The sequence below is a fragment of the Paenibacillus sp. FSL R5-0928 genome, assembly GCF_037970385.1.
GTDB classification, from domain to species: Bacteria; Bacillota; Bacilli; order Paenibacillales; family Paenibacillaceae; genus Paenibacillus_AQ; species Paenibacillus_AQ odorifer.
Genome location: NZ_CP150225.1, coordinates 375,135 through 400,122 on the forward strand (window position 1 = coordinate 375,135; position 24,988 = coordinate 400,122).

Consider the following 24,988-nt stretch of genomic DNA (forward strand, 5'->3'; position numbering starts at 1 on the left):
TAGAAACGCCTGCTTCTTTCAGGTAATCGTATATGTTATAGCGTAGGCCTTCACTTATATTTGAGAGAGCCAAGATGCCATCCCAAGGGACAGTATTGCCGGTTCTGACACTCTCTATGAGGAGAGGTCTACGCTTGTTTTGCTTGGCTTCGCAAAACTATAAGGGGGAACCGATTTGAGATACTTCGATTACCTGACGAAAGAACAAGAAAACTCTTTGTTTTACACTTCGCCTATCTCATTTGATCATACCACGAATAAGGAACTGCTAGCCTACGCTGTCGGCGCTGCCCTCTATATGCCGGCTACCCGTGCAAGTGTTGCAGAAGACATCATTAAGCTCAAGAATGCAGGTCTGGTGACGGTTATTATAGATCTGGAGGACGCAATCGGAGATGACCAGGTTGACAATGCAGAGGAGTCTATTATCCAGCATCTTATTTATCTAGCTGCTTACGCAGAAAATGAGCTGGATTCGGCAAACAGCCTCCCGCTTCTTTTTATACGAGTACGTAACCCGGACCAACTCCGGCAAATGATTTTCCGCTTGGGATCCTTGGTAACGATGTTAACAGGGTTTGTTTTTCCTAAGTTCTCTGTGGACAATGGAATTCAATATTTTGAAACGTTAGCTGAGTACAACAATACGCGTGGTTATAATGATCCTGTGCTTTACGGGATGCCAATCTTGGAAACTGCACCTATTATTTATCGGGAAAGTCGAGTGGACAGTCTGCTATCTATCCGTGATTTACTCCGTAATTACCGTGAACTTGTCCTAAACGTTAGAATTGGGGCAACGGATTTCTCCAGTCTGTTCGGACTGCGTCGCAGTCCTGATGTTAGTATTTATGATCTTACTCCTATTCGTGACTGTATCTCGGACATTATCAATGTGTTTGGGCGGGTTGAAGAGGGATATGTGATCTCAGGACCCGTCTGGGAGTATTTTGCGAATAAAGGCCATCGAGTTCTCCGGCCGCAGCTACGGCAGACGCCATTTGAGGATACTTACGGCAAAAACGGCCGTGATATGCGGAATAGCTATATTTCGAGCAGTGTAGACGGGCTAATTCGTGAGGTTATTTTAGATAAAGAGAATGGAATTGTAGGCAAGACGATTATCCATCCTTCTCACCTCAGACCTGTTCAGGCGATGTATACGGTTATGCATGAGGAATACGTTGATGCTTTAAGCATTGTAGAAAGTAATGATGGCAGTTTGGGCGTGTTTAAGAGTCAATATTTTAATAAAATGAATGAAATTAAGCCCCATCTCAATTGGGCAAGACGAACTTTACTACGATCTCAAATATACGGGGTGTTACATGAACAACAGCATTTTGTCGGATTATTACCCGAAAACGAATTTACGCACGTATAACATAGTCGAGAACCTGCAAGTGAATGTAACCGAAACCTTTAACCCCTTTCATATGCCTCTGGATTCTTTATTCTCTATGGCGGCGCGAATTAATAAAAAGCGGACTTTTCTGTTTGTCAGTAAGGTGCTTGGCAAGCATATCCCCGTCGATCCGTATACTTCACTTCTAAGCGGAGCAGCGTTGGCGCTGCTGTTATATCAGGAGATGAACGGTGATTCCGTGGACAGTGATCGTATGACAGAGTTATTGGATATGGCGGTTCATGGGCTGATTCATCCTGAATTTGCTAAGGAAGCCTATCAACATTTGCTAGCGGCCCAGCTGGTTTTGCCCAAGCCTGTGGTTTTTATTGGATTCGCAGAAACGGCAACTGCACTGGGTCACAGTGTGTACAACATCTTTGCTGAGCAGGCATCATATATTCATACTACGCGTGAGCATATTCCTGATTTGGAGTCTGTTGTAAGTTTTGTAGAAGAACACTCTCATGCGGTTGATCATCTATGTTATGCCTTGGATACCGAACTCTTATCTGGGACAGAGCCTATTATATTGGTAGATGACGAGATAACGACTGGGAAAACCGCGATCAATACGATTCGGGATATTCAGTCAAAGTTCCCGCGGGAGGAATATGTGGTAGTCTCTCTTCTGGACTGGAGAAGCGGCAGCAATCTTCAACGCTATAGTGATCTTGAGCAGGAGCTGGGGATTCGCATTAAGTCGTTATGTCTGCTGCAAGGGAATATTGAAGTGATAGGTTCACCAGTATTTAATAAGGATACAGAGCAGCTGGATAGAGAGGCTGCTGTAGAGTGTGAGGTTGTAACCACTTATGCTCCAGATGGAATGGAACGACTGGAGGTATCCTCTATCGATTCATATGGTGAGATTAACACAGCGCCGTATATGAAATATAGTGGACGTTTCGGAATTGTGTCGCAGGATAATCCGGGGCTTGATCAGGGTGTGAAGCGAATAGCTGAACAGCTGCGGCAATTGCGTAGAGGACAGAAAGCCTTGGTAATGGGCGTAGGGGAATTTATGTATCTTCCGATGAGAGTGGCGGCGGAAATGGGGGAAGGGATTGCTTATCAGTCTTCCACTAGAAGTCCAATCCACCCTGAGCGTCGACCGGATTATGGGGTGCATAGTGCTGCTGCCTATCCTTCAGCCGGCGACCCGGAGATCACAAACTTTATCTATAATGTAGCTCCTGATCAATACGATGATATATTTGTGCTGATTGAGCGTGATGTACCGCATGAACGTATGAAACCTATGCTTGATATACTGAAGAAACTGGCCCGCCATAAAGTGCATCTTATTGTACTGACCTCGGAAAGAAGAAGTGGAGGCCCTACCAATGAAGGGAACAGTAACTGAAGAAATTCTAAACAGAAGTATAGCCGAACCGGTTCCGCTAGGCAGCTATTCTCCATCAGATGTTATATTTTTGCTTAAGGATCTGAGTGATGTTTCACTGGAGCGGGCGACTGACGAAAGAGAGGCCGCCATTCAATCAGGTGTACATTACTCTGAGATGCTGCCCGTGGAATATCAGCCTACTGAGCAGTATATTGAGTTATTTCACGAGACGCTGGAGCAATCTGCGGAGAAGGTCGCTCTAGCAGTAGCGGTAGTCTCTGAGATGATTGTCGCTCAACGGGGACTTGATACGGTGTTAGTCTCTTTGGCAAGAGCGGGAACACCAATTGGTGTACTGATTAAGCGTTATATCCAAGAGCGATATGATGCTGATTTGCCGCATTATAGTATCTCTATCATTCGGGGCAAGGGGATTGATGAGAACGCAATCCTCTATATTCTGCAAAAGCACGGGCTTGACGCTGATTTGCAGTTTGTCGATGGATGGACGGGGAAAGGAGCTATTCGCCAGGTATTGATTGAAGCGTGCAACAGCCTGTATGAGAAATATGGCATTCGGCTAAATGATGACCTGGCCGTATTGGCTGATCCCGGGAACTGTTCAGGCACGTTCGGTACTAGAGAGGATTATCTTATTCCTAGTGCATGCCTCAATTCTACGGTGTCAGGGCTGATGAGCCGGACAGTGCTGCGCGACGATTTAATCGGTCCGGAAGAATTCCATGGGGCTAAATTCTACAAGGAATGGCTCGATACGGATGTATCTAATGTATTCATTGCGGCGATCTGCCCGTATTTCTCCTCCGTTGCGGAAGAAGCACAAGCGATTGCTGAACAGATGCAGCAATCCCCGCCAGAAATTACATGGCAGGGGCTGCGTGATATTCAGAGTATTCAAGAAGTGTTCGGCATAGATAACATTAATTTGGTCAAGCCCGGAGTCGGAGAAACAACCCGAGTGCTGCTGCGCAGAGTACCGTGGAAGATTCTTGTCGATACTATGGATAATCCAAATCTCCGTCATATTATTCTCTTAGCAGAGGATAGGGGGGTTCCAGTAGAAGTATTCCCTGGACTCACCTATTCCTGTTGTGGGATTATTAAACCGCTGAGAGGTGAGACGGAATGATCTATGCCAGTGATTTGGACCGAACGTTAATCTATTCCCTAAATGCAATCGGTGTCCCGGAGAATACTCCGGGCCTGGTTCCTGCGGAGGTTGTGGATGGCAAGACGGTTTCATACATTTCCCAAAAAGCATTGGCTGATCTGATGGAGCTTACTTCCCGTATTATCTTTATGCCCGTTACAACACGTACAATCGCGCAGTATAAGCGTATTAATCTGTTTCAAGACACGATTATTCCAGACTACGCGATTACTAGTAATGGCGGGAATATTCTGATTGGTGGCGAAGTGGATAAGAGCTGGAGAGCTTCTGTGGGCAGGCTTGTTCAAAATGAATCGGCTGCGGCAGAAGAAGTTAGAATGCACGTTAGGTCTGTAGTGCACGAGGAATGGATCATTAGTGAGCGGTATTGTGATGATTTATTCTATACCTTTGTGGTAGTGCGTGATTTATTACCTATGGATGAGATTACGAATCTGGCAGAGCGATTATACGATTTGGGCTGGCGGGTATCCTTACAAGGGCGCAAGCTATATGTCGTTCCTGCCGCTGTAAATAAAAGTGATGCGATTGTTCATGTACGCCGGACGGTTCGGTCAGAACCGATGGTAGCATCGGGAGATTCCTTGTTGGATAAGAGTTTACTAGAAAGTGCGGACTATGCGATTGCTCCTTGTCATGGAGAAATATTTGCAGAGCAGCAGAGTGGTCTTGTAAAATCAAGGTATCCCTTTACGAAGCAAGCGGGTGTTTTTGCTGGTGATGAAATTCTACAGTATGTAAACATGATCTATAATAACTTAACCGTATTGGGAGTTGGGCCACTATGAAAAAGGTAAACATTTATTTCAATCGCTGGTTTTCCGTCGCTTACCATTATATGAATCTCATCCGCAATAATGAGGATGGCGTTCCTGTACAAATCTTCGCCACGCACCCAGATATTCACCATATGTCACTTCAAGGGGCTGATGTTGCTGGGACTGAACCGGCACTGACTGGAATAGAATATGTTCAATTCTGCGTGGATTTCTGTCGCCGCAATGAGATCGATATCTTTATTCCACGGTTACATATGCTGGATATAGCTTTGCATGCTGCTATGTTTGATGCGATTGGTACCAAGGTTCTGGTCTGTAGAGATTTGGACTTGTTGGAGACCATCATGGATAAGGGTAAGTTCTACGAAAGTGTTAAGGAAACCGGGATTATGACAATTCCTGATTATCATGTGGTCAGTACAGCAGAGCAGTTCAAAGAGGCTTATCATGATCTTGTAGCCAAAGGGCATCGCGTATGCTTTAAACCTACGGAGACAGAGGGGGGCCTCGGCTTCCGTATCATTGATAACACACGTAGTCCTCTGCAGGAGCTGTTTGGTCATGTAACACCGCTGATATCCTTCGAAGAGGCTTATCGTATTCTGGGAAGTGAAGCTACATTCCCTGAACTTATGGTGATGGAATTGCTGGAAGGTTATGAATACAGTATAGATTGTTTGTCAGATGAGAACGGCAGACTGTTAGCGGCTGTGCCCCGTCGTAAAGCTGGCGGCCGTCTGCGGCTGATGGAGCATATTCCGGAGCTGGAGGAGATCGCTTCTCGGGTAGCAGAGGTATATAAAATACCTTTCAATTTCAATATTCAAATGAAGTATAGTGGTGGAATTCCTAAACTGCTGGAGATTAACCCCCGGATGTCTGGAGGTCTTCATATTTCTTGTCTGTCTGGAATTAACTTTCCATACCTGGCTGTCAAAAGTGCACTCGGCGGAGAGGTACAGCCTGCGGAGTTCGGCGATAATGTGCTTGCCAGCCATGTAGAGCAGCCGCTAATTATGAAAATAAACGGCGAATCCGTAATTTCGGATCCCGTGAATTGAGCGTTCGCAATCTCGCTCACAAGAGGTGAGAAAAATTAAATTTAAATCGAAAATATTGCTGTATGCCGGTATTGGCTATGTTGTCGCTGTATTAACGAGCTCTTTTCTGCCTGAGTTACTCTCCTTGCTGTTGCCTGTAGCAGGTGCTGCTGTAGGGGTTCTTGCAACGAGAAGTCCGAGAACCAACCTTCCGGCTGAGGTGCTGCCAGCAGGTCCAGAGACGGTACCTATTGCTCCAGCTCCCTCTGCAAATGCTCCGCAATTAAATAGTGCGGCAAATAATGCTGCACCATTTAATCCGGGCAATAGTGGTAGAACTGAGGCCGAACCGACGAAGATTGGACCGGAATTTGCTCCGGTAGTTGAGTATCTTAGCATTCTGGAAGATATGATTATCTCCGAAGGGCAGAAGGATACACTGGACAATGAAATTGTCGAGAAATCACTGGCGCTTTTTGCGAGACTTCAACGTGTAATTCCGCTGCTGCAGGAGCTCAATAATGGCGATATTAATCACACGGTCCGCAGATTGATTCTGAAGGATTTGAATGGTGTGATTAACCCATTTTTGCGCCTAAGTGGTGAAGCAAAGACGAAGAATCGGAGAACGCTGCTGAACGGTCTAAGAGATGTTGATTCCAAAATATCGGATATTGCTTCGACGATCGAACATAAAGACCTGATGGAACTTCAGACGAAGGCGGAACTGATTCATCAGCGGTATAGCAGTTCCGAATTATAGGAGGGAAACCCATGTCCACGCAGTTGATCCAATTAAAAAAAGAAGATGAACAAAAGGTAGTCGAAGAAGCGGCACAATTGATCGAGAAGGTATCCCAAACAGATACAGTCACGTTGGATTCTTTAATGGATGATATCGGGAAGCTTGGGGTGAAGACGCAGGAGAAAGCAGGCCAAACCCTCAAACTTCTGGATCGTCCGGTAAATGACCTGATGTCCGGTAAGCGTGTTGAAGTGCCTAACATGATTATGAAGCTGCGGAATGAGTGTGAAAATCTGCAACAGAGTAAGAATGTTAGCTTTTTCGGCAAAATGCTGCGGAAGAGTCCGATGAAGAACTATGTGTACAAATATCAGTCTGTCCGCACGAATATTGATGCGATTGTTACCGGTCTACGCGACGGCAGAGATACCCTCGAAGAGAGTATTGTAAATATGCGCCAGCTGAAACGTACCTCTATGGAGGAGATCTATAACCTGCAGACCAAAATTGCCTTCGGCAATAAGCTAAAAGAGCTGTTCGAGGTGGAGATTGCGAAGCCTGAGAATGAGTTCCGTAAAGCTTATCTGGAGCGTGGTCTACGTAAAGTGATGGTTCGTATTCAGTCCATGACAGAGATGATTCTATTGTACAATCAAGCGATCGCTGCTACAGATATCATCAATGACAATAATGATAAACTGATCGATTCCGTGAATAATGCGATTGATAAGACCTCTAATCTGATCACAGTGTCGGCAATGATTGCGATGTCGCTGGCCGATCAGGAGAATGTTATCAATGCTGTAGAAGCAACAAATAAGACGATTGAAGATCAGTTTAAAGAAAATGCACGCTTGCTGCGTACGACTACAGAAAAAACGACCGAGCTTCTATCCAAACCTTCCATGTCTATGGAAGCCGTGAATCAAGCGATCGGCGATCTGCTTAGCGCATTAGACACTTCGGAACAGTCAAACCGTCGTATTATCGAGAGCTGCCAGGATTATACATCCAAAATGACGACGATCAATACCCAATTGGGCAATCGTCTAGGTCTCAATGAAGCGGACAAGCCTGAGGCGCTGAAACAAGGTGAAGCAGAGAGCCAACTGAGCAGTTTCTTGAACTAATTAGTTAAAAAAAGACCGTAAAAATATAGCAGAGCAGTGAGCCTTCGTTTCTGGGGGCTCGCTGCTCTGCTTTTTTTGGTCTAATCAAATGAAGTTTGCTGTAGCCAAACATAAAGCCCTATCCACATACATAAGTTGTCACAAGACTACATGTGGAGGAAGTGGGGATAGGCTATGGTTTTAGGCTGTTTGATACTCGTGCTTATCATCGTCGCCAGCAGTGAAAAAGCAGAAGCCATTGCTAAAATCAATGAAGACAATTAGCAAGAGGTAGCTTCGCTTCCCCGTAAGTATTCAGGGATTTTTTGGCGTGAATTGGTTCAAGTAATTTCCAGCGGGTTATTGGGTATAATAACGCAAGGCTGTACGATTAGCCCATAATCAGCTGGAAATACCAAAATCCCTAAGGAGGTCACATGGAGAACGAGGCGCTGCTTCAGGTTGAACATTTAGCACTTAAGAAACAGAAGATATTCCGGCAAAGCGTAATGCGCTATATTGCCAGAGCCATGCTGGCCAGTATGTTTATCGGATTCGGTGTAATTGTAGCCTTTAAGACAGGCAACTATTTCTTTATGGAGCAATCCCCCTTTGCATATCCAATGGCTGCGATAACTTTCGGAGCGGCTATTATTCTAATTTCTTTTGGTGGTGGGGATTTATTCACCGGAGATACTTTTTATTACACATACACGGCACTAAGACGGAAAATGAAATGGTCTGAGGTTGTCCGCATGTGGATCATGAGTTATATCGGTAATATTCTTGGAGCTGCCGTTTTTGCCTTGCTGATTTTTTTGACAGGACTGTTCTATAGCTCAGATGTAAACGGATTTTTGTTATATGTAGTGGAGCATAAGATGGAAGCCCCGGCAGGTCAGCTTTTCTTTCGGGCCATTCTTTGTAACTGGCTCGTTTGTATGGCTTTTTTTATACCCATGAATATGAAAGGCGATGGGGCCAAAATGTTCGCAATGGTCTTATTCGTATTCTGTTTTTTCATCTCCGGCTATGAGCATAGTATTGCCAATATGTGTACCTTTGCGATTGCGCTTGTACTTGATCATCCCGGAACGGTATCGTGGTATGGAGTGTTCCATAACCTTGTCCCCGTTACGATCGGCAATTTAATTGGCGGTGGCGTACTGATGGGGGTAATGTATTATTATGTGAATAAACCTTTTTTGGATGACACTAAGCATTAACAGAAAAACAGAAAATAATAATCCTCCAAAACTTCGCTCTTTTACAGGGGTGGAGTTTTTTTGTGCAGAAAGTTATTTTTTAACATTGGGATTATTTGATTTTTAAGGATTGAAAAGGATTAGAGGGAGAGAGGTAGAATACATAATTATGCAATGCAAAATTGAAGATTCATACAGAATGGGGTAAGGGCTTTGGATGAGACAACAGGGATACTGACGGATGAGACCATTATTAAGGCTTCCAATCAGCATTGTATAGACCAAGGAATTGATCCTGAGCAACCGCCTGTCTTTGCAAAGGGATATTCTGCTGATGAATTGGGAGCGCAGCTTAGCGTATATAGTGAAGTGATTGAGGTTATCGAATTTTTTGTCAAAAAATTTCTGTCCTCAGTAAAGGGGAACCCGATCCTAATTACGATTTCGGATGATGCAGGTTATCTATTGGCGTTCCAGGGAGATGCGACGATTATTGATCTCGTAGGACAGGTAGGCATCAAAGAAGGCGTGCAGATGAACAAAGAGGTGGGTACCAATTCAATCGCTTTAGCCCTTGAATATCAGAGGCCATTCCAGCTGACAGGACGAGACCATTTCCATCATATTTTGCATCATTTAGTATGCTGTACGGCTCCATTTTATAAAGAAAATGGGCAGGAAATCTTAGGTACAATTTCATTTATGGCAGATATAGATGTAGCCCATCCCCATTTGCTGCCTCTGCTCTGTACGATGGCTGACTCGATTGAACGTGAGATTTTGTTGCGGAGAGGAAATTCTCAGCTGCAATTATTAAATCGGATTTTGCTAGAGACCAATTACTTAGGGGTAATCATAACAGATCAATTCGGAACAGTCGTGAATATAAATGAGAACGGTTTAGCCATGCTTCATTTGGGTGGTGAGCATCAAGAGTCTGTTGTTGGAACTAGTGTCTTTGAAATTAGGAATGTGGGCGCATACTTTCAACATGTCATCATACATCATGTCGCATGTGCCGGGTTAGAAGTGATTCAGGAGAAAAACGGGTTGTTCGAGCATTATATGTTAGATGTACTACCCGTTTACGATGCGAATGGTTACTTAGCGCGTGTGATTGGAAGTTTGCGCAACATCACGGAGATGAAAAGAACGGAAGAAGTGCTGCGCAATACAGAAAAGCTAGTGGTCGCAGGACAACTGGCCATGAGCATTGCACATGAGATCCGCAATCCCCTGACTACGGTGAAAGGGATGCTTCAACTGGCTAATAAAGATTCACGTCTGCTGCATTATGATCTCATTATGTCAGAAGTGGAAAGAATGAATCTCATTGTGAGCGAGTTTCTTATTCTGGGTAAGCCGCAGGCTGCGCATTATATGACTGAACAATGTAGTACGATCCTTCTGGAAGTATTGAATATCTTCGCGATTCAGGTGGAGATGAATAATATAGCGTTGAATACAAAGATCCATTATGATGCTGAGATCGAATGTGACCGCAATCAGATTAAGCAGATTTTCCTGAATATCCTAAGAAATTCAATGGAAGCTTTGCCTTTTGGCGGGAGCATTACAGTAACTCTTGATGTGAAGGATGAATTCCAGGTGATTACCTTTACCGATAATGGAGAGGGTATGAACAAGGAAGTTCTGGAGAAATTAGGGGAGCCCTTTCACACGACCAGAGGTGATGGGAATGGACTTGGCTTCATGATTGTCAAAAAAATCGTGACTGCCCACAGAGGATATGTGGCAATAGCTAGTGAAAAGGGAGTGGGCACAGCCGTTACAATTTATCTTCCAATGGCACATTCATACCACAAATGAAACAGCAATAATTCATAATTAAAAAGACTCTTCCGCCAGATATAGGCGAAAGAGTCTTTTTGTATATCCATTTGCATCTAAGTGTGAGGAATCACCACTTTGAGCCACCCGATGAATTTCCACCGGATTTGCCGCCGCCACCGCCCCAAGAAGAACCGCCGGAGGATTTGCCGCCACTGCCGCCTCCGCCCCAGGAAGAGCCGCCGGAGGAACGTCCCCCACCGAATCCACCTGAAGAAGGAGGACCAGAGGACATTCGTTTACGGGCTTGTGCACGCCGCTGTTGCTCTCTCATCATGGCTAGCTGGGCCAGCCGTTCTTCCTCTTCCTTTTGGCGAATGATTCGGTTCGCTTCATTCACAAAGGAAGTGATCTGAGCGTCATAAGCGCGGCCAATCGATTCCAGTTCCTCTAGGTTGTAAGGCCGGGATGACAGCCGTTGCTCCAACTGGCTATATTCCGGCAATAAGGACAACTCAAAGCGGATTCTGGAAGACAAGCCTCTGCTGTGCAGCATTCGCTGGGTCGTCTCTACCCGGCTTTGTCCTTCGGAGAAGAGACGTTGTACTTTATCAAGTCTTTCATTTAATGCATTTAGACTTTCAGAGACACCGTCATATTGCCGGCCAGCTTCATCCTGCAATGACAGCAAGCGCTCCAGCGCATCGTGGGCCTTGTCATATTCGCCCCGTTCATCACTGGTCCAGTTCTCAATTTGCGCCACTTCACCTGCGCCTTCCCGAAGACGTGTGCTCCACTCCGTCAGAATATTCTCTATAGTAGCTACATGCTGTTCTTCGAAATGTACACGTGCTTCTGTAATTCGTGCCTGCAGCTCGTCTCGCCGCTGTTTCAAATGGCTCCATGTGGTGCGGAATGTCTCTAGATCTCTACGGTTATTCTGCCGCAGCAGTGCTTGTTGCTCTGTCATAGCAATAGCTTCATCCAGAAGAAGGTCTAGACTGGCGCCGATTCTGCGCACCTCATCCATATCTCCTATACGCAGTGGCGCTTCAAGAGTCAACGATTCTGCGCGGGCCTGCTCCAGGTGATCATATGGCTTAACCTTCATATTGTGCAGTGAATTCTGTTCAATGATCCCGGTGATTTTGGCACGTGCCGCAGCTAATACCGTAGGGAATTTGTTTAGCTTATCATCATAGAGATCAACATCCTTCAGATCCTGTTCGATCTTTTCCTGACGTTCCTGTGCATCCTCGGTAACCTCTTGTGCAGCAATGGGATCAAAAAGCTCTAATTGGTCTGCCTTAGCTGTCTCCTCCGCAAGCTCCTTAAGTTCTTCTACAATTTCTTGAAGTTCATACCCGGTTTCTTTAACTGCACCTTGCAGTTGCTCTTCAAGCTCCGGCGTATCCTCTTTCAGCTCTGTAATACGCTGTTTGACATTGCGGTCAGCTTCGCTGATGACAGCAATGTGTTTCTCTTCCTCTTCAAGCGCTGCGCGGAAGGAAGCTTCGGTCAGCTGTAATTGTTTCACAGCTGTCTTGAGGGCAGCCAAGCGATAAAATGCCGGCTGAACGCCTTGACCTTCGCTTTGTAGTGCAGAGATTTCAACGAGCTTGGCAGACAGCCGCTTAGAAATACCCTCGACTAGCTCTCCCGTCTTGCCTTGAACGATCCCTTGAAAAGGATTTAGCGATTCCAGTGCCCGATTTGCCTGGACCATTAAATTAGATAACTGTTTCTGTTGCTCGCTAAGCTGCTTGCGACGACGCAGGCCCGTAACCACTACAAAGAGTACAAGGAGGATTAGAAGGGCTCCGATAAGAATCGCTGCAATCATAAACATGGAGCTGCTGGAGCGGTTTACACCATTCCCGGCGCCGACTGCGCTCCCGCTTCCTGCGGTTCCTCCAGTATTGCCGGCACGATCTCCAATAGAATGGATGGCATTAATCAAAGCCTTTGTCCCGCCAGCGAAGTCCCCTTTTTTGGCATAAGGAATGAAATAAGTGTCGAGCAGTTTTTGGATGGCTGAACTTCCCGAGGACCCTCCCTGATTCTTAGACCAAGTATTTAACGAGCTTTGAAAGTCTGGATTTAAGAAATTTAGCTCAATGGACTGGTCACCAGCGGAGATCAGCAGTAGAAGATCCCGCGTGGACAGTTTCCACGAGTCGTAAACCTTGTCTGCATACTTATCAGCTGGAGTACCGTCTGTGGAATCTACAGTGAGTAAATGGATGGTCAGGAGTTCTCCAGTAGCGGTAGCAGAAATAGACGCGGCTTCTGCGGAACTGAACATTTCAGCGTTATCGGTAACGAATCCCTGCTGTGCAGGAATTCCAGCGGCATATGCACCGGGTATCCATAACAGGCTGAGCATTAAGAATAAAGCTATATACTTTTTCAAGCTGACACGCTCCGATCTGAAGGGCTTTTTATTCTATATATTATGCTGATAATTATACTATATCATTAACCATCAGGTGACCTGGAGATACTCCTATTATTATATAGCTATGTCGGCATACTAACAAAAAAAGCCATGCTCCCAATAAGGGAACACGGCGTATATTCAGAAGCATTATCTTGTCGGCAGACAGAGAATGTATTGCAGTCTGGATTTAATTTCTTTTTGCCATTTCAAATCTCCAACTTTAACGGCAAGATTGAGCAGATCCAGATAATCGTCAACCTGTAATGTTGTTCGGGTAGAGGTAACGTTCATGGGTGATCAGTCTCCTTTTAACTTAAATATAGTAAATTGAAATTATTAACGCTTATAATAATGATAATCATTATCATCGTTTGTCGTTATTGCTATTATCCACATTTTCTATGTAAAAAGCAATATAAAAATCCAGACTTCGTAACTTTTATCATTTACAAATAAAAGAGTCCATCGAAAGATGGGGATTTGCGTATAATGTGTGGTTTTAGGAAAGAATTAGCAGGAATCTTACCATATTTTGTCGAATACTTTTTAGAATAATGCTTTAAATTCTAAATTTTTGCAAAAAGGGGAATTGGGCAATGAAGCGGTGCACAATGTTGCTTCTGATTATTTTTCTGCTTTTGCTCGTACCTCCTACAGCCGCTCACGCCGAAAGAGAGGATATAAGGTACCAAGTAGAACTGGAATATCCACCGTATAAATATGTAGAAAATGGGTATTTGACCGGGTTTGATATTAATTTGAGCACGATGATTTTTGAGAAGCAGGATTATCTTATTCACTACAGTACTGGGCAATGGGATGAAGTTTACAGTCGGCTGATTCAAGGAGATATTGAGATAGCAGGTCTTATGGCAATTACGGAGTCGCGTAACCAAGAGGTGTTATTTTCAGATCCAGTTATTAAAAACTATATTTCCATCTATACAAGGCGAGAGCTTGAGGATGAGATCGATTTAAAGACGTTGGGAAGTTATAAGATTGGGTTAGGGAATGGACAGTATTCTGCAACCGTGCTGAACAGCAAGGTGGGGATTACAAATTACATAGAGTATGCAACGACTCCTGAAGCTTTAAAGGCTCTTGAAAAAGGGGAAATCGACCTTCTATTTGAGAATCAGGAAGTGATCGATTATCTGATTGCTGAACAGAAATTGAAGGGGAGTATTATCAAAAAAATGAGCAATCTCTACCCTAGGGATGTTGCTTTTGCAATAAGTAAATCCGCTCCGGAGCTAGTAACTTATGTTAACGAGAGATTGGATCGCCTGCATCGTTCCGGTGCTTTTGAAGAGCTGTATCAGCACTATTTCTTCGTTCATTCAGATTATTATAAAGTTATGATGCGCAATAGATTTATTGTGGGAGCCATTATTCTGCTCGGCCTTCTGATCATTAGTGCGGTTTTGCTAAAAATGTATATTAATCACTTACGGCGGGCGGTTTATTCGGAACAGCAATTTTTTGAGGATGTAATAGAGCATAGCGGTATGGTGGTTTGGGCTGTGCAGGCGGATAAAAAGGTAGTTCGGTTTAATAATTACGCTGAGCGAATGACGGGCCTATGCGAGAATGAAGTATTGGGCAAAAACATTGCGGATATAGAGGGGCTGACAGGCAGTACGGCGGCTATTCGGAATCTGCTGGAAAGGGCCGTACAGCTTGACTATGTTGATAATATCGAGCATAAACTTCCGGACAATTCGCCAGCGGCGCGGTATTTTTCATTTCGGACCACCTTGTTAAAAGGATTGGATAAGCAGGCAGCTGATATTTTTGTGCTTGTAGGAGTGGATATCGATGAGCGCAAACAAAATGAGCTAAGGCTTCAGCAAAGTTATGAGGAACTGGAAGCTACTTACGAAGAGCTGTCAGCGACAGAGGTCGAGCTACAGGAGCAATTTGCTAAGCTGCAGGTAGGTGAACGACGGTTCAGTCTCGCGACAGAGGGTTCTGGTGCTTACATGTGGGAGCTTGATTGGGAGACAGGACTGTATAATCTATCGGATCGCTGGTACAAGCTCATGGGCTATACGGAGGATGAAATCAATTCATTCGAAAATGGGGTGCTTAGTATTATTCATCCCGATGACCAGCCATCATCCCAAAAGGCAAGACATGATCATCTGGCAGGTTTAACACCTATCTACGAGACGGAATACCGCATGCGGACCAAAGATAATCAATTCGTCTGGTTTGAGGTAAGTGGTAAAGCTATCGTTGATCCAAAGGATGAAGTTGTGTTATTTATCGGTTCACTGATTGATATTAGTAAGCGGAAGCAGGTAGAGCTAAAGCTGAGCAACAGTTATCAGGAGCTTGAGGCAACCTATGAACAGCTAACAGCCACACAGCAGGAGCTTGTAGAGCAATACGATATGCTGGTGGAGAATCAAAAACACATGCATCGTCTAGCTTATGTGGATGAGCTTAGTAATTTACCCAACCGTGTATGTCTACTGGAATCTATGGAGAAATATCTGCAATGTTCAGGAGGCAAGGCGGCGCTGTTGTTCGTAGATACCGATAATTTTAAATACATCAATGATACCTTAGGGCATAAATCCGGTGATGTTCTCATTCAAAAGGCTAGCGAAAGACTGCAGTCGGTGGTGCGTGAAGGGGATATGCTCTCTCGGCTCGGCGGGGATGAATTCGTGATTTTTATTAAGGATATAGAAAACCACGAGGATGTGCTAGACCTGGCGGAGCGGATCATGAGAGCATTCAGGCAGTCCTTTTTAATCGGAGAGAGTTATTTGTACGTTTCCGTAAGCATAGGAATTTCCTTTTATCCGGAAGATGGGGAGACCACCGAGCAAATCTTAAAAAATGCGGATGTCGCTATGTACCGGGCAAAAGAGGATGGCAAGGGGACTTATGTGGTATATGACAAATCCATGCATACTGCGTTTAATGAACGGATGAATATAGAGAAGCATTTGCGCAGTGCCATGAATAATAATGAGTTTGAGCTATATTATCAACCGCAGGTGGATATCCAGTCTGGATTAATCTCTGGTTTTGAGGCTTTAATTCGCTGGAATAGTCCAACGCTGGGCTTTGTATCTCCACTTTCTTTTATCAAAATCGCCGAGGATTCCAGGCTGATTATTTATATTGGAGAATGGGTGCTTAGGGAATCGTGCATCTTTATGAAGGGCATTCAAGATCGTATGGGCATTCCTTACAAGATATCAGTTAACATTTCCATTATTCAACTATTGCAGGATGATTTCGTCGAGATGGTGCAGGAAAGTCTGGCTGAAAGCGGGCTAAAGCCTAGTTGTCTTGAACTGGAAATCACCGAGTCTATCTTTATGGAATCGTTTGAGAGTATCGTGAATAAGCTTCAATTCCTCAAATCCCAAGGCATTCGTATTGCGCTGGATGATTTCGGAACGGGGTACTCATCTCTTAGTTATTTGCAGCAATTGCCGATTTCTACGCTTAAAATGGATAAAACCTTTATCGATTCGCTTTCGGAAAAAGCTTACAGCCAGTCTTTTGTGCAGACCATTATACAGCTGGGACACAATATGGGGCTGGAGGTCGTTGCGGAGGGAGTGGAAGAGATCAGCCAGCTGGATTTCCTCAGAAAATCGGGCTGCGATAAGGTACAGGGGTATCTGGTTAGCAGACCTGTTCCGAAGCAGGAAGTGGTGGAGCTTTTGGAACCGCAGAAGCGTTACGGAATATAGCAGTTGATACACAGCCCTCATCTACAAGGTGGGGGTTTTTGGTGTGTAATGCTTCTGAGATTAAGTCTTTGCAAAAAAACAAGCTCCGACAGATAAACAGTGTCTGTGGAGCTTGTCACTAGCTGATGACAATTTTATTCTTCCCGGTGTTTTTAGCTTCGTAAAGTGCATCATCAGCCTGCTGAAAAGTGGAATTTTTGGAGTCTGCGCCTGTGTAATCATGCATCCCGATACTGACGGTTATGCTTTTACCTTCCATTTCGGCAAAAGGGGTATCGGCTACTTTGGCTAGAATTTGTTGCATGATTTCATAGGATCGCTCAAAGGTTTTGGTAGTCAAAATGACAATGAATTCCTCGCCACCGTACCGCGCGGCGAAATCATCAGGACCGATATACTCGAGCAGAATCGCTGCGACTTTTTGTAATACGATATCTCCAACGGAGTGTCCATAGCAATCATTTACTTTTTTGAAATTATCGATATCCATAACGGCAAGCTGCATGGAGAATGGATTACTCTGCTGATGCTCAATTAGCCAACCTAAATATTCGTGAAAAGTCTTGTGATTATACAGATCAGTCAGGGGGTCTATCTTAGATAGACGATCCATAATTATATTCTGAATGCGTAATTCCTGTTCTGACTTAACGGAGTTCTGCAGGGATTGCATCAAATCACGTCCACGAACGATTACTGCAAAACCTGCCAAAGCAGTGCCTGCAAAAATAAGAGCGATAATGATAGTTTGGGTGATCGGTAAGTACTCGTGAATGGGTGTCCTGATGAATAAAATGATCGTGTACAGTAGAGAAATAGCAGAAGTGGCTATCATATAACTGCTCTTCAGATAGATCATCGAGACTAGTAGCGGGAACAGCATAATTAATGATTTAACATGCAACTCATCGCTGAGATTGACGATAATCAAAACCGCAAATAGATGGCTTGCAACCGTAATGGCGAGTTGGGCCCACAGAGGCCTCCATCTATAGATTACTTCTAGAATAATGATCAAACTCACTATGATGGAATCAGAAATCAACGAGTGCTCAATATAATCGTTCCTGGTTGGGGTTTCCGGACGCTGGCTCCATAAGGATAGAGAAACAATGAACTGAATACTTAAATACACAATCAGGATGATCCAGAATGAATTGAGAAGCACACGATTCCAATAGGTCTGACGAGGAGTTTGAGGTGTTGCGCGCATAATGTGATCCTCTTTTCCAGTGGCAATATGCTTATATATTCGACAATAAGCTCAGGTTTCCTCTTGATGGCTTTCTTGGAAGCGGGAGTTCAACAAGCATCTTTATAAGGGGAGATTGCCTGGCCCGGGGAATGATTGAACGAAAAGGAATACTATAGAAAGTATTTCCTTTAATTAACTCTGCTGATATAATGTTAGAATACATAACATCAATCGAGTGGAGTGGAATTGAAGATGCAGATCCGTCCAAACCAGATTTTTGTAGTCGTCCTGTTGCTTCTTGTCAGTGTGTACAGCTTATTGATTGACATGCTCTGGATTCATAAGCTGGTGATTATTCTGTTTATGGGTTCTCTAGGATGGTTCTCGCTGAATACATCCCGCTACGGTTATCGCAAAGAAGCGCTGCTGAAGGAGTCACAGAACCAAGTGGAGCTTCTTGGCAATGAGATTGTAGTTACCTCGGATCGGCTGCATGGTGCACTTGAAGAAATCAGCCGCCATACAGAGCAGCTGCAGCAGACAGCGGATTATTCACACGCGTATGAAACGGATTTAAGGATTCGCAGCAACGAAGCTAAAGCCAATATTGAAGGGGCCTATCAGACGATGGGCGGTGTAGCTTCAGTTACAGCACATATCGAAGAATTGACGGAAAAACTAGGCTCGAATATGCAATATGCCCGGCAAGGAATGACAGCAATGGTAGATTCCCTGAGCATTGCAGATGGGGTGATGAAGGATCTGCAAACACAGAGTGGGGACATGTTAGCTAAGTTTACTACCCTGAGTAATCATATTGCGATGGTAGAGGAGATCAATACATTGATTAACTCCATTGTGAATGAGACCTCATTGCTCGCGCTGAATGCTTCTATTGAAGCGGCCCGGGCCGGTGAACAGGGCCGCGGATTTGCAGTAGTGGCCAGCCGGATTCGGCAGCTGGCTGATCAAAGCAAGAGCTCGGTAGACCGCTCCTCAGGCATCTTGCTTGACATTAATAATGGAGTACAGCAGGTGCTGGAATCCGTTACGAAAGAGCAAGTCTCAGTGGAGCGTGGGGTGAACGAGGTCGGCACGGTGAAGCTTCGACTCGATGATATCGCGTCGAGAGTAGATGAAGTAGGCAGCGCCGTGACGGAAACAATCGATGCTGCCGCGAAGCAGGGCAAGCTGATTGTAGAAGTGACAACGGAGCTGAGCGGTGCGGTGGCGATCGTGAATGAGACGATTGCCAATGTAGACCTTACGCTGGAGCAGGTGACACGGCAGCGGGATCAAATTGGGCAGCTGAACGAAGTCAGCGCCAATCTGTTAGCGGAGTCGCAATCCTTGCAGCAATCGGTTACTAGCATTGCGGGCAGAGCGGAAATTGAGATGAGCCAATATGCAGCCCGGCTTCAGGAAATGCAGAGTCTCTTGGAGACGATTTCCGCCAAGGAAGAACTTTACGCTCCAGATACTGAAGTTCATCAAGGTGTTTTGAACGCTTACATTAAGAAAATTCCAGATGTACAAGCCATTTGGTCTAATCGGACGGATGGAACCTTTATCTACTCCGAGCCAGCGGCTGGCTTGTTGAATGCTAAGCGGCGTGATTGGTGGAATGGGGCCATGAATGAAGGTGAATATGTCTCTAAACCTTACGTATCTGCGATTACGAAACGTTCTTGTATTACATTATCTAGAGCAATCCGGAATCGTCAGGGAGATGTAGTAGGCGTGGTGGGTATTGATTTAGCGGTGTAATAAAGCAACAGCAGCAAGCCCTTCTGTAGCAGAGGCTTGCTGTTTTTTTTATTCCGATGCTAACACAACTTAGCTTTAGGTAGCGCTGACCTGCAATTGCTTCCACGTTGCCTGCCAGTTTTTTTGTGCAATTCGTTTTTCATAAATAGGGAGTAAGCTTGGATTATTGTTGAAATGAGGGGTAGCCCGCAACACTACATTAATAACATCCGCAATCCCATGCGGAGCGGTTAGGATAACCTTACCGTATTCATCTAAGGAAAGCCCAAGCGCTGTAGCTGTTTCCGGAAACTTGGAGATGGCATCTACAGATGACGTATAGGGTGCAAGGTTGTTAATGGTATGCATTCTTGCTTCATTCTTAACGGACCATGGCACATGGGGATTTAAATCTCTTAGTTTTGCCTCCCATTGCTTTTCCACTTCCTCATGAAGATTGCTGCCGTCATAATAAATAACATCAATATCTGGCAAAGGGGTCCGTTCTTCAAATCCATGTAAGGTATCCCAGATTTTTGAACGTACAAACCCCGCACAAACACACCAGTCAGGTAACTGTAGCGATCTGGCATTTTCTAAAATATCCATCATCCAGGGATCATTATGTACAAGCTGAATGATATCTGCCTCGTGTTCTATCTTGCGCAAACTGCCACCTCCTAATATTCATGCTTCCAATCTGTTAATATCATACAACAAGAGTTTCAATAGAGGTATAAGGGGACAGGCTGAATGGACAGAGGCATGAACTATCTTTATAATGAATCGACATCGAGACCTTTGGAGGCGGTGACCGTGCAATATACGTTTACTATATTACTGCAATTGTTGGAAAGAGCTGCGTTATTGCTGATGTGTCTATTTGTATTGACTCGTCTGCCGCGGTTTAAAGAGGTTTTTCAAAAAGGGAGTTACGCTCCGCAAGAGCTTGCTATTGCAACGATGATCTTCAGCTTATTTGCCATTTTCGGCACTTATAGCGGAATTAATGTGGAAGGTTCGCTTGTGAATGTACGAATTATCGCCATCGTATCTGGCGGGATTTTGTTCGGGCCATGGGTTGGACTTATAACAGGCATCATCTCAGGGGTTCACCGTTTTCTGATTGATATCGGAGGGGTAACCTCTCTTCCTTGTCTGATTACGAGTATCACCGCGGGCATAGTGTCTGGGATAATCTATCGCCGCACCTCTGGTGAGCGTCGCTGGATAGCAGGCATTTTGGCGGGAATGGCCTGTGAGGCACTGACGATGCTGCTCATTCTAGCGATGGCTCAGCCGATGTCGCTGGGTGTGGATATCGTGTCCAAGATCGCTTTTCCGATGATTATGAGCCAGATTAGTGTCGGCCTGATTGTCGTGTTAGTGCAGAGCGTGGAAGGTGAGAAGGAACGGATTGCGGCTAAGCAGTCCAAGCTGGCGCTTGATATTGCCAATAAGACCTTGCCGTATTTTCGCAATATTAACCAGGAGTCGCTGCACACCATCTGCCAGATCATCAAAGAGGATATCGGTGCAGACGCTGTAGCGATTACTGATACTCGGTTTATTCGTGCCTATGTTGGTGTGGGTGAGGAGGATTATGAGACAACTAACGATATTATCAGTGAGGAAACTAAAGTAACGTTGTCCAGTGGTGAAATTACTATCCGTAATGATGATAGTGATTACGTGAATCCGCAGATCAAGTCGCTGATCATTATTCCTTTAAAGGAAAAGGGTGAGGTGACGGGAGCGCTCAAAATCTATTACACCAAAGCCCACAAGATTACCTACTCACTTCAAGCTATGGCCGTGGGTCTGTCGCAAATGATCTCTACCTTGATGGAAGTGTCGCGGGTGGAAGGCATTAAGGAAATGGCGAACAAAGCGGAGCTGAAGGCACTGCAGACCAGCATTAACCCGCATTTTTTATTCAATGCACTGAATGCGATTGCGTCCTCGATTCGAATTAATCCGGATAAGGCGCGTGAGCTGATTGTGAATCTGTCCGGTTATATGAGATACAATCTGGAGCTTACCGATGAATTCATTGATATCAAACGAGAGCTACAGCAGGTCCAGCAATACGTAGAGATCGAAAAGGCGCGTTTTGGAAGCCGGCTTAACGTGCTTTATGATATTGATGAGGTTCAGGTTCGGATTCCGAGTCTGATCATTCAGCCGCTTGTAGAAAATGCGATTATACATGGCATACTGAAGGTAAGAGGGACAGGAACAGTAACGATTTCTGTAAAAGACCACGGGGATACCGTACGGGTGGGCATTCGCGATACCGGAGCTGGCATCAGCGAGGAAACGATAGAGAAAGTCTATACTGGCGATATGCCGGAGAATAAAATCGGGCTGTTTAATGTACACCAACGGGTAAAGCTGATCTATGGGACTGGACTTACCATTCAGAGATTGGATAAAGGGACGAACATCTTTTTTGATGTTAAAAAGGAGGACCAATGAGAGCGATCATCGTAGAGGATGAAGAGCTGGCAAGACAGGAGCTGGCTTATTTAATAGAGACGCACAGCGGGATCGATATAACGGCACAGTTTGAAGATGGGCTGGACGCGCTTAAATTTTTGCAGAGTGATACGGTAGATGTGATTTTTCTGGATATTAATATTCCCTCTATCGATGGGGTGCTGTTGGCACAGAATATCAGTAGATTCTCGGTAAAACCCTACATAGTGTTCATCACTGCGTATAAGGAGCATGCCGCTGAGGCGTTTGAGATTGAAGCTTTTGACTATATTCTTAAGCCGTATAGCGAGGTTCGCATTAAAGCCATGCTGCACAAGCTGGAAAATGCGTTTGCCAACCGTGGACGACAGGGGGAAGAGGAGCGTAATCCGGTCAGTGACAAGGTTAATCTGTGGAAAAATGAAAAGATTATCGTAGTGAATGCCGACGATATTTATTACGCCTCCGCGCAGGAAAAAAGTACAAGTGTGATGACTAAAGGTGAGGAATACAGCATGGCACTTAGTATTAGCGATTTCTTTCAGCGGCTGCCGCAGGATCGTTTTTTTCGCTGCCATCGTTCCTATATTGTTAACCTGTCCAAGATCAAGGAAATCATCCCGTGGTTCAACAATACGTATTTGCTGCGCCTGCATGATTTAGATTTTGAAGTGCCGGTAAGTCGTAGTAAGGTAAAAGAATTCAGGCAGATTATGCGCTTATAAATGCAATTCATTCTTCATTTCCGTCATCTCATGCCGGATTTCTCTCAACATCGGCTGGTTTAGCTACAATAAAGAGGCGATAGAAGCTCTTGTAGCAGACAACGAGAGAGAAAGAAGGAAAAGACCATGACTACGACAATGGACAGCAAAAGCACCAAACGGTGGCTAATCGTATTAGGTACAGTAATTATGCAAATGGGTCTAGGTACCATCTATACATGGAGTTTATTTAATGCGCATCTGGTAACAAAATTTGGCTGGGAGCTTAACTCCGTTTCGATTACTTTTTCTATAACGAGCTTTGCACTCGCTTTCGCGACCTTGTTCGCAGGGAAGCTGCAGGATCGTTTCGGGCTTCGCCGTTTGACTGCTACTGCTGGGATTGTGCTCGGACTAGGATTGATCCTTAGCTCGCAGGCCAATTCACTCTTCATGTTCTATTTATTGGTTGGGGTGATCGTTGGTTTTGCGGATGGGACAGCTTATATCACTTCATTATCTAATTTAATTAAATGGTTTCCGAATAATAAAGGTTTAATCTCCGGCGTGTCCGTTGGTGCTTATGGAACAGGGAGTTTGATCTTTAAATATATTAACGGCGGGTTGATTGACTCAGTGGGTGTGTCTAATACATTTATGTATTGGGGTTTGATTGTTATGGGCATGATTGTAATCGGTTCCTTGCTCGTAAGAGAAGCTCCGGTTCAAGCGGCCCCAGCACCAGCGGGTTCAACGACAGCTGCAGTAATGAGTTCACCGAAAGACTATACGGTCAAAGAAATGCTGCGGACAAAAGAAGCTTATCTGCTATTTATCATCTTTTTCACCGCTTGTATGTGTGGTCTGTATTTGATCGGTATTGTAAAAGATATCGGCGTGCAGCTGGCTGGACTTGATGTACAGACAGCAGCTAGTGCGGTGGCTATGATTGCGATCTTTAATACAGCGGGACGTTTAATTCTGGGTGCTTTATCTGACAAAATGAGTCGCTTGAAGCTGGTAGGCGCATCGCTTGCTGTAACTGCGGCGGCTATGCTGACCCTCAGCTACGCGACCCTGAATTTCGGACTTTTCTTCACTTGTGTAGCAGCCATTGCGTTCTGCTTTGGCGGGAATATCACGGTGTTCCCAGCCATTGTCAGCGACTTCTTCGGACTGAAAAATCACAGTAAGAACTACGGAATCGTCTACCAAGGTTTTGGTATTGGTGCCCTTTCCGGTTCGTTTATCGCCGTCTTCCTAGGCGGGTTCAAACCAACCTTTGTTATCTTTGGCCTCTTGTGCCTGCTGGCCTGCATCATCGCGATTTCTCTGAAACCGCCAGTGGCGAAGTCGAAAGAGAAAAAAGCGCTGCGTCTCAAAGCAACGGAACGTACGGCTTAAGGTGTAATTGAAGTTAGAGCCAGGCAGCGATTCTCCGGTTAGTGGAGAATTGCTGCCTGTTTTTTTGATTTGCGGTGGCTTGCTGAGCTGAGACTTGTTTGGGCGGATTATCTTCAATTGGGAGAAGGAGTTTTGCTGGGATCTGAGAAGTAACTGCATTCTGTACAACTATTCCGTATGAAATAGTGAATCTTCGGATTTTAGCTGTATTCTGTACAACTAAAAACTCGAAATTTTGCTTATAGGCGAAAAAACCAAGGAAATAGTTGCACCAAATACAGCTATATCTAATGGTGGCGTGATGCGTGAAAAAATAGTTGTATGAAATACAGTTAAACGTGACTACCCTTGCACCAGCACCAGCACCAGCACCAGCACCAGCACCAGCACCAGCACCAGCACCAGCACCTATATCACTACGAGCGCCTAGCACCTACATCACTAGGAGCACTTAGCACCTACATCACTAGGAGCACCTAGCACCTATATCACTACAGGCACCTACACCAGCACCTACATCAGTACCAGCATCTGTACCAACGTCTGTGGGCCTGCACCATCACTTTTGCCATTCCTTTCCCTTCGTCTCTCTTTTGCGTCTAAACATTGCCTCCGTTACTGCTCAATATGTTTATTTAGAGGGTGGATAGATTTGTCGGACGCACAGCGGATTTTTTGTAACTAGGTA

At 44.9% G+C, this 24,988-nt stretch carries 19 protein-coding genes; 14 read left to right on the top strand and 5 right to left on the bottom strand.

Annotated elements, in window-relative coordinates:
- Positions 1–175 precede the first annotated feature (175 nt).
- The 9 genes from MKZ16_RS01695 (at position 176) to MKZ16_RS01735 (ending at position 10,653) form a co-directional block, all read left to right on the top strand.
- Complete coding sequence (locus tag MKZ16_RS01695) at positions 176–1,384, top strand: HpcH/HpaI aldolase/citrate lyase family protein (protein WP_256715561.1); 1,209 nt, start codon at positions 176–178, stop codon at positions 1,382–1,384.
- Positions 1,385–1,460: 76 nt separating this feature from the next.
- Complete coding sequence (locus MKZ16_RS01700; protein ID WP_076107445.1) at positions 1,461–2,771, top strand: phosphoribosyltransferase family protein; 1,311 nt, start codon at positions 1,461–1,463, stop codon at positions 2,769–2,771.
- On the top strand, positions 2,752–3,903 hold the full coding sequence (locus MKZ16_RS01705; RefSeq protein ID WP_076101184.1) for a cysteine protease StiP family protein: 1,152 nt from the start codon (positions 2,752–2,754) through the stop codon (positions 3,901–3,903). Before MKZ16_RS01700 ends, MKZ16_RS01705 begins: the two co-directional genes overlap by 20 nt.
- Complete coding sequence (locus MKZ16_RS01710) at positions 3,900–4,733, top strand: HAD family hydrolase (RefSeq protein WP_036687429.1); 834 nt, start codon at positions 3,900–3,902, stop codon at positions 4,731–4,733. Before MKZ16_RS01705 ends, MKZ16_RS01710 begins: the two co-directional genes overlap by 4 nt.
- Positions 4,730–5,785 carry an ATP-grasp domain-containing protein gene (locus MKZ16_RS01715; RefSeq protein WP_036687430.1) on the top strand — a complete coding sequence of 352 codons (1,056 nt, stop codon included), beginning with the start codon at positions 4,730–4,732 and terminating at the stop codon, positions 5,783–5,785. The genes MKZ16_RS01710 and MKZ16_RS01715 overlap by 4 nt, the downstream gene beginning before the upstream one ends.
- A gap of 34 nt (positions 5,786–5,819) precedes the next feature.
- Complete coding sequence (locus tag MKZ16_RS01720; protein WP_036687454.1) at positions 5,820–6,527, top strand: hypothetical protein; 708 nt, start codon at positions 5,820–5,822, stop codon at positions 6,525–6,527.
- A gap of 11 nt (positions 6,528–6,538) precedes the next feature.
- Positions 6,539–7,639 carry a toxic anion resistance protein gene (locus MKZ16_RS01725; RefSeq protein WP_036687432.1) on the top strand — a complete coding sequence of 367 codons (1,101 nt, stop codon included), beginning with the start codon at positions 6,539–6,541 and terminating at the stop codon, positions 7,637–7,639.
- A gap of 416 nt (positions 7,640–8,055) precedes the next feature.
- The gene (locus MKZ16_RS01730; RefSeq protein ID WP_038568317.1) at positions 8,056–8,844 is read left to right on the top strand and encodes a formate/nitrite transporter family protein; all 789 of its coding nucleotides are present in this window, start codon (positions 8,056–8,058) and stop codon (positions 8,842–8,844) included.
- Positions 8,845–9,036: 192 nt separating this feature from the next.
- Complete coding sequence (locus MKZ16_RS01735; RefSeq protein ID WP_036687435.1) at positions 9,037–10,653, top strand: ATP-binding protein; 1,617 nt, start codon at positions 9,037–9,039, stop codon at positions 10,651–10,653.
- A 91-nt stretch (positions 10,654–10,744) separates the two neighbouring features.
- Here the strand turns inward: MKZ16_RS01735 and MKZ16_RS01740 are convergent, their stop codons facing one another.
- A complete protein-coding gene (locus tag MKZ16_RS01740; protein ID WP_076107384.1) occupies positions 10,745–13,027 on the bottom strand; it encodes a TPM domain-containing protein in 2,283 nt (760 codons plus the stop codon).
- A gap of 174 nt (positions 13,028–13,201) precedes the next feature.
- Positions 13,202–13,345 carry a hypothetical protein gene (locus tag MKZ16_RS01745; RefSeq protein ID WP_167348483.1) on the bottom strand — a complete coding sequence of 48 codons (144 nt, stop codon included), beginning with the start codon at positions 13,343–13,345 and terminating at the stop codon, positions 13,202–13,204.
- 305 nt (positions 13,346–13,650) lie between these two features.
- On the opposite strand from MKZ16_RS01745, the gene MKZ16_RS01750 reads away from it, so the two are divergent.
- On the top strand, positions 13,651–16,773 hold the full coding sequence (locus MKZ16_RS01750; RefSeq protein ID WP_076107385.1) for an EAL domain-containing protein: 3,123 nt from the start codon (positions 13,651–13,653) through the stop codon (positions 16,771–16,773).
- Positions 16,774–16,891: 118 nt separating this feature from the next.
- On the opposite strand, the gene MKZ16_RS01755 is transcribed toward MKZ16_RS01750, so the two are convergent.
- Positions 16,892–17,986, bottom strand: coding sequence for a GGDEF domain-containing protein (locus tag MKZ16_RS01755; protein WP_038568323.1), 1,095 nt, complete (start codon positions 17,984–17,986; stop codon positions 16,892–16,894).
- Positions 17,987–18,208: 222 nt separating this feature from the next.
- On the opposite strand from MKZ16_RS01755, the gene MKZ16_RS01760 reads away from it, so the two are divergent.
- Positions 18,209–19,735 carry a methyl-accepting chemotaxis protein gene (locus MKZ16_RS01760; RefSeq protein WP_339815270.1) on the top strand — a complete coding sequence of 509 codons (1,527 nt, stop codon included), beginning with the start codon at positions 18,209–18,211 and terminating at the stop codon, positions 19,733–19,735.
- Between the two features lie 75 nt (positions 19,736–19,810).
- Here MKZ16_RS01760 and MKZ16_RS01765 read toward each other — a convergent pair whose 3' ends face one another.
- Positions 19,811–20,326, bottom strand: coding sequence for a nucleotidyltransferase family protein (locus MKZ16_RS01765; RefSeq protein WP_076107447.1), 516 nt, complete (start codon positions 20,324–20,326; stop codon positions 19,811–19,813).
- A 261-nt stretch (positions 20,327–20,587) separates the two neighbouring features.
- Between MKZ16_RS01765 and MKZ16_RS01770 the strand changes: the two genes are divergently transcribed.
- The 3 genes from MKZ16_RS01770 to MKZ16_RS01780 all read left to right on the top strand — a co-directional run bounded on the left by MKZ16_RS01770 (position 20,588) and on the right by MKZ16_RS01780 (position 24,300).
- The gene (locus tag MKZ16_RS01770; RefSeq protein ID WP_280513476.1) at positions 20,588–22,192 is read left to right on the top strand and encodes a sensor histidine kinase; all 1,605 of its coding nucleotides are present in this window, start codon (positions 20,588–20,590) and stop codon (positions 22,190–22,192) included.
- Positions 22,189–22,917, top strand: a complete 729-nt coding sequence (locus MKZ16_RS01775; RefSeq protein ID WP_036687441.1) for a LytTR family DNA-binding domain-containing protein — start codon at positions 22,189–22,191, stop codon at positions 22,915–22,917. The genes MKZ16_RS01770 and MKZ16_RS01775 overlap by 4 nt, the downstream gene beginning before the upstream one ends.
- Positions 22,918–23,043: 126 nt before the next feature.
- Positions 23,044–24,300 (top strand): OFA family MFS transporter, encoded by a 1,257-nt coding sequence (locus tag MKZ16_RS01780; protein ID WP_143760543.1) that lies wholly within the window; start codon positions 23,044–23,046, stop codon positions 24,298–24,300.
- Between the two features lie 13 nt (positions 24,301–24,313).
- Here MKZ16_RS01780 and MKZ16_RS01785 read toward each other — a convergent pair whose 3' ends face one another.
- Positions 24,314–24,733 carry a hypothetical protein gene (locus MKZ16_RS01785; RefSeq protein WP_339815272.1) on the bottom strand — a complete coding sequence of 140 codons (420 nt, stop codon included), beginning with the start codon at positions 24,731–24,733 and terminating at the stop codon, positions 24,314–24,316.
- Between the last annotated feature and the right edge of the window lie 255 nt (positions 24,734–24,988).

Bases quoted from the DNA above. Each gene is read 5' to 3' on its own strand.
- MKZ16_RS01710 (WP_036687429.1), top strand. From the start codon at position 3,900: ATGATCTATGCCAGTGATTTGGACCGAACGTTAATCTATTCCCTAAAT.
- MKZ16_RS01715 (WP_036687430.1), top strand. From the start codon at position 4,730: ATGAAAAAGGTAAACATTTATTTCAATCGCTGGTTTTCCGTCGCTTAC.
- MKZ16_RS01730 (WP_038568317.1), top strand. From the start codon at position 8,056: ATGGAGAACGAGGCGCTGCTTCAGGTTGAACATTTAGCACTTAAGAAA.
- MKZ16_RS01750 (WP_076107385.1), top strand. From the start codon at position 13,651: ATGAAGCGGTGCACAATGTTGCTTCTGATTATTTTTCTGCTTTTGCTC.
- MKZ16_RS01775 (WP_036687441.1), top strand. From the start codon at position 22,189: ATGAGAGCGATCATCGTAGAGGATGAAGAGCTGGCAAGACAGGAGCTG.
- MKZ16_RS01755 (WP_038568323.1), bottom strand. From the start codon at position 17,986: ATGCGCGCAACACCTCAAACTCCTCGTCAGACCTATTGGAATCGTGTG.
- MKZ16_RS01700 (WP_076107445.1), top strand. From the start codon at position 1,461: ATGGCGGCGCGAATTAATAAAAAGCGGACTTTTCTGTTTGTCAGTAAG.
- MKZ16_RS01765 (WP_076107447.1), bottom strand. From the start codon at position 20,326: ATGATGGATATTTTAGAAAATGCCAGATCGCTACAGTTACCTGACTGG.
- MKZ16_RS01745 (WP_167348483.1), bottom strand. From the start codon at position 13,345: ATGAACGTTACCTCTACCCGAACAACATTACAGGTTGACGATTATCTG.
- MKZ16_RS01780 (WP_143760543.1), top strand. From the start codon at position 23,044: ATGACTACGACAATGGACAGCAAAAGCACCAAACGGTGGCTAATCGTA.
- MKZ16_RS01705 (WP_076101184.1), top strand. From the start codon at position 2,752: ATGAAGGGAACAGTAACTGAAGAAATTCTAAACAGAAGTATAGCCGAA.
- MKZ16_RS01770 (WP_280513476.1), top strand. From the start codon at position 20,588: ATGTGTCTATTTGTATTGACTCGTCTGCCGCGGTTTAAAGAGGTTTTT.
- MKZ16_RS01725 (WP_036687432.1), top strand. From the start codon at position 6,539: ATGTCCACGCAGTTGATCCAATTAAAAAAAGAAGATGAACAAAAGGTA.